Origin of the sequence: Burkholderia sp. Bp9016 (assembly GCF_003857765.1) — a bacterium.
GTDB lineage: Bacteria > Pseudomonadota > Gammaproteobacteria > Burkholderiales > Burkholderiaceae > Burkholderia.
In genome coordinates, this window is sequence record NZ_QTPY01000072.1 from 1 (window position 1) to 1,733 (window position 1,733).

Sequence of the window (1,733 nt, forward strand, 5' to 3'; positions counted from 1 at the left end):
GCCACTGAGGCCGGGTTGCCTGACGCACCTGCGTCGCGCCCTGAACCGCCATCGATCATCGTCGGCCGTGTCGAAGGGATGACGATGTTCGCGAAGAACACGCCGCTTATCTGCATCAGGCAGATGCCCTTGCCCGGCGTCGTGATCTTCGTGCATGGCGTGAACTCGGAGGGCGAATGGTTCGATGCGACGGAGGATGGGCTGTGCAAAGGACTCAATCGACGGATCGGGCGGCTCGACGATCAATTGATGTATCACGGCATCGAAGCCGGGCAATTGACGCCGGCGAAGTACACCGAGAGCGTGACGCCGGATGGGTTTCTGAATCCAAAGCTTTGGGCCGGCAACTACGTCAAGCCCGATCCGTCGTTCTCGCCCGTCATTCACTTCCGGTGGGGTTATCGGGCCTCGGGTGAAGAACTCAAAGAGTACGGCGACAAGATTTTCTTGAACGAGAAGGACTATTGGGGCGGCGGTCCATTCACGAACGGCTGTTCGAGCCTGCCCGATCTTTGGCGCGGCGGCCTGGACGATCGAACGATGGGATGGATGACGGTGCAAGGCATCAATCCGACCAATCGGCCTTTGTATCGTGCGCCGCCGCGCGCGTATGGCGTGCTCGCGGCCTTGCGGTTGGCCAAATTGATCGAGTCGATCCGCCAGATGCAAGCCGGCGTACCCATTACCGTCGTATGCCACAGCCAGGGCAACATCGTCGGCCTCACGGCGGCGTTCTTCGGCGACGCATTCCCCGATGTCGAAGATCCGTGGGGCCGCACGGGGCACTGCGTGGCGGACGCTTACGTGCTGGCGAACGCACCATACAGCCTCGCGAATGCAGACGGTCCGTACAAATCCGACACGTTCATGGATACGTGGTCGCAACGCGCGACGAAAGACGCGAACGGGCAGCGCGGACGGCAGACCTACGCCGCGCGCACCCAAACCTTCGGCAAGTTCCTGTCGATCGTCGGCGCCCGAAAAGCCTTCGAACAGTCGGTCGACAAGGTCGATGAAGACATGGAGAACAAGCGGGTCTCGCCGACGAGCAACCGGTCTTATGCCGCGCAAGCCGACCGCGACCGGCACGGCTTGAACGGGGCGACCTATGGCCGCGTCACCGCGTATTGCTGCCCGCACGATCAGGTGATTTCAGCAGTGACGGTTCAGGGCATCGGCTGGCGCGGGATCAGCAAGCACGAACTCGATGACATCGGCGCAGCGGGCATCCTGACGCAGCGGGTGTTTGCATCCGGCTTCCCGGTCGGCGTACAGAAACCCTACCGCTATTGGGAAGACGATTGGCGGCATGGCAAGCCGGGAACGAAGTCGGGCTTCTGGTATCCGCCGTCGCCACCGGCCAAATTCAATCTGATCGGCGCAGTCAAGGGGAATGAAAGCGTGTTGGGGGTAGCCGCGACGCTTGTGTCTGCACCGCTCATGTTCGTCGTGACCGGCATCAGTTCGGCGTTGAACATGCTCCGTGTGAATGCCGATCCGCCGAAAGGCTGGACGGTGGTAGCGGACGCGCCAGCGCTCGATGATCCATTCCCGCCGAAGGCGTTGCGGTTCGGCAAGCCCGTCGAAACGCAGGACGGCGACGCGGTGAGCGACTTCAACGAAGGTAACGATCCGCCGGCCGCATGGCGCGACGCGAACAAGGCCGATGCGGACAAGCGGGCTGACGATCCCTACGACCAATACAAGGCAAGGAACGATGACAGCGTTGCGCA

Annotated in this window: 1 protein-coding gene; it reads left to right on the top strand. The window is 62.1% G+C overall.

The window, feature by feature from the left end:
- Positions 1-15: 15 nt before the first annotated feature.
- A partial coding sequence (locus DIE13_RS32450) for a hypothetical protein (protein WP_311768350.1) occupies positions 16-1,733 on the top strand: 1,718 nt, incomplete at its 3' end.